The sequence below is a fragment of the Rickettsia koreansis genome (assembly GCF_046532895.1).
GTDB classification, from domain to species: Bacteria; Pseudomonadota; Alphaproteobacteria; order Rickettsiales; family Rickettsiaceae; genus Rickettsia; species Rickettsia rickettsii.
On record NZ_WHLZ01000007.1, the window covers coordinates 1 to 3,762 of the forward strand.

Below are 3,762 nucleotides of genomic sequence, written 5' to 3' on the forward strand. Positions count from 1 at the left end.
TTTAATATAAGATTGCAGAATATAATGAGGCATAATATTATTTTGTTCAAAAAACAACGATGCTTCTGCTATCGCAGTATCAGAGTATATTGTAGGTACCTTATTATATAATAAAAATAGTGGGATTTTTCTATTTTGAACTAACTGTAATTTTTTCATAATAGTTATCAATGATTCTACCTCCCACAATTCTACTGGTGATGGAGAACAAGTAGTAATCACGGCATCACTTCTCAATAATGAACTTCTCATATTTGAGTCATCAACTCCTGGGCTATCAATCAAAACGATACAACCTTGTTTTTTTTTATCTTCTGCAATTTCTAATAAAGCCTCACCTCGTACTCCAGCTACAAAAAGCTTATTAATTTTTTCACCAGCTTCAATCATATAATCTCGAACCTTAGACCACTTTGTGACAGTACCTTGAGCATCAGCATCTAATAATGCAACCTTTTTTCCTTGATTTAATAAAGCAGTAGCTAAATTTAGACTGAATGTTGATTTTCCTACTCCACCCTTTGTGCTGGCAATTGTGATGATATACATAATGTTATATGGATTATATTTGGATTAATTAATTATTATATAATAGATATATAATAATTAATTAATAACACCTTGTAATAATATAATCAACTTAATTTTTATGTATTGTTTAATTTAACATATACATATATTACACTTTAAAAGTGTAATATATTGTATTATGATACTTGACATTACATTATGTTTAATATTATTATGAATATAAAATATAATTTTGACGTTTATGGCTATATTAAAACATGATGTAAAAAGAGTAATGATATCTATGCCAAAGTCTTTTCTGAAAGATTTAGATGCTCATTTACAAAATTTTGCACTTACAGATAGAAGTAGGTGGATTTTAGAAGCCGCAAAGGAAAAACTAGCTCAAGAAAAGGTATTACTTAATGAAATTAATGAAAATAACAAGGAATAAATAAGGAGTTAAGTATACAACCTTCGCTCCTTATTTATTGATAAGATAATCTTTACCCGGATCTCTTATAAAAAGATATTACATAAATAATAATAAAAAGTCAAGGTTTTTAGGTACTTAGCTCCATAAAAGGAGCATAAAATGCAATTATTTTACCCACTTGCTAGGTCAAGTGAGAATATAGGTATACATAAATACCTTGATACCACAAAGAATCAATCATACATCCCAATAACTGGGTGTTTATTATCTCACATATTATCATGCTCTAGGTTATCTTCACTTGAGAAGATGTACTATATCTTAGCTGATTCTCTTTCTTATATTAACTCCTCTAAAGGACGTAATAGATCTATATCGCTACCTGCTAAAAGCTGGTCTTCTAGGCTATCTTGTTCTAAAGCTGAAGTATTTGTTCTACAAAAATCTTTAGAGGATAAAGGATATTTTCTTATCCATAGAGATAAGAATGAAAAAGGACAGAATAATCGTAACATTATTACCACAACAATACCTGATAAGGTTTTTAATGATCTTAAATACGAACCTGATAGATTTGCTCTTTGTGACATAAATGATGAAGCAGTACACCAAAATAACTCTAAGAGTTTAGACCTTATAGATAAAACCTTTATACCTACCATAGAAGGAAAAAGACAACATCTTGAAGAAACTAAGATGTTTATAAGAGTATCTTATCAATTCTTAAAGCAATTAAATTCTAATTGTAGTATTTCTGCAATATCTAAGATCATATTATTATATCTTTTTACTAAGATTTATAAATCTTCTGCTAATAAGTACAATTATGACGATTCTGATAGTGCCTTAACCTATAAGTCATACTCTATTGTTACTTCTTATCAAGAATTACAGAAAGAACTTAAATTGCATAGAAATAGCTTGGCTAAAGCATTGAAAGACTTAGAAGATCATAATTTTATCTCTAAACAGAGATTTTTCATAAAAGATACAGAAGATCATAACAGCAGAGCTGATAAATCTTTATGGAAGATATCAGTGCTTAATGTTTCTCTCATCACCAAGCACCATAATCAGCATGAACAAAATAACCAGGCAGAACAGAATAACCAAGAAGAACATATAGGTCAACAGCAAGCAGTAATTAATAATCACAATCAAGAATCAGTAATTAGCGATCAAAATGAAGAAGAATACAATAACAATAAAACCTTGGAATCCTCTAAGGAATGGGAATGCACTAAATACGACCCTGCTTGCACTGATTCTGGTCAATTATATAATAAAGACTTTGTATTAAAGAATAGTATTATTAAAAATATAGATTATATAGATGCTAAAAAAGAGTTTTTGGGAAACGAGCAAAGCTCGTTTCCATCTGAATCTTATAACAATTCTTTTGAAAGTTCTATTAAGGCTAAACCATCTTGTTCTAATACTACCTCTGAGTCTGCTGCAAGAATCATCGAAGATATATCTGAATATAAGGAATTAAGGCATTTCTATCCACTCTCAGAACAAGATGTAGATACGCTTAACTTTAGAGCTGGTAGAGAATTCAGCAATAATTTTGTGAATCAGTTATTACTGAAGCTCTACATCAAATATCCTGAGAAGAGATTTAAGAACAAATTTACATTCTTAAGCTATATGGCAAAGATTCTAAAGAATGAGAAGCATCAAGGACCGCTTGTAAATCATACAACATTTAGGTTCAGCTGTAACATTAATTCGGAAGAGCAAAACTTACTAGAATATGAGAAATACCTAAGCCAAATAGAGAATTCCTTGGATACCAGCAAAGAAATGCAGGTAAGGAAGAAGATATCAGGAAGATTTAGTACTAATGTGGCATATGAGATACTGACACAAGTTGAGTTTAAAACAAATCATGATAATAGTTTTATTACTGCGTTAATCCCAAACCGACTAGATTTAAGTGAGCGACAAATAGCAACTTTAAGTGAGCAAATAGAAGCAGTGTATGGTATTAACGGTTATTATGTGACTGTGATTGGAGATGAAGGATCTTCTGAAGGTGGCAGGGGAAAAGGGGAAAGAAAAGAAGCGATAGAAAAGCAATATTCTAAAATCAAAGAACCTGATATTATTTCTAATAGCCAAGATATTGGAATTTTAGATATTGGTAAGGGATTAGATATAATAGAAGAAAACACAGCATGGCATCAAATCAGGAAAGGACTGATTGAGGAATTAGGGGCGGTGATAGACGGGGTTTGGTTTTCTAAAGCAGAGACTAAAGAATGCAGGGAAACTGGCACACTAACGCTAACAATGCCAACAAGGTTTATGGCGGATTGGATCAGAAATAATTACTCGCATGTGATACGCAGACTTAGCGAAGGATGTGGGGTTAAGAGGGTGGAGTACGGGTATATGTGATATTACAAAGAAAGCAAGCACTCTGTTTGAGTATGCTAGCAATACAGAGGTAGTTGGGAAAAATGTAGAATGTATTGCCACTCCGCACCTACACCACCCATCATTAAAATTAAAACCCCTTGAGGAAATAGATAAAGAAATACCAAGACCTTTTGTTAAATGGGTTGGAGGCAAAAGAAGTTTAAGAAAGGCAATAAGTGTTCGCATGCCAACTAATTTTAAAGATTACTATGAGCCATTTTTAGGAGGTGGAGCAATTTTCTTTAAGTTACAACCAAACAGAGCTTTCATATCTGATTTAAATTTAGATTTAATTATAACCTACAAAGTGGTTAGAGACGAGCCTTTAGGATTAATTAAACTACTTTCCGAGCACAAAGCTAATCACTCTAAATACTATTATTACGAGGTGC

4 protein-coding genes are annotated in these 3,762 nt (G+C 31.5%); 3 read left to right on the forward strand and 1 reads right to left on the reverse strand.

The features are described from left to right. A partial coding sequence (locus tag GCO76_RS07870) for a ParA family protein (protein WP_410956781.1) occupies nt 1-549 on the reverse strand: 549 nt, incomplete at its 3' end. A 223-nt stretch (nt 550-772) separates the two neighbouring features. Here GCO76_RS07870 and GCO76_RS07875 point away from each other — a divergent pair. The 3 genes from GCO76_RS07875 to GCO76_RS07885 all read left to right on the forward strand — a co-directional run. Beyond that, nucleotides 773-964, forward strand: coding sequence for a CopG family ribbon-helix-helix protein (locus GCO76_RS07875; RefSeq protein ID WP_010424181.1), 192 nt, complete (start codon nt 773-775; stop codon nt 962-964). A gap of 141 nt (nt 965-1,105) precedes the next feature. Continuing rightward, nucleotides 1,106-3,349 carry a DnaA N-terminal domain-containing protein gene (locus GCO76_RS07880; protein WP_410956782.1) on the forward strand — a complete coding sequence of 748 codons (2,244 nt, stop codon included), beginning with the start codon at nt 1,106-1,108 and terminating at the stop codon, nt 3,347-3,349. After that, nucleotides 3,315-3,762 (forward strand): DNA adenine methylase (locus GCO76_RS07885; protein ID WP_410956783.1); only part of this gene is annotated, 448 nt, incomplete at its 3' end. The genes GCO76_RS07880 and GCO76_RS07885, both read left to right, overlap by 35 nt.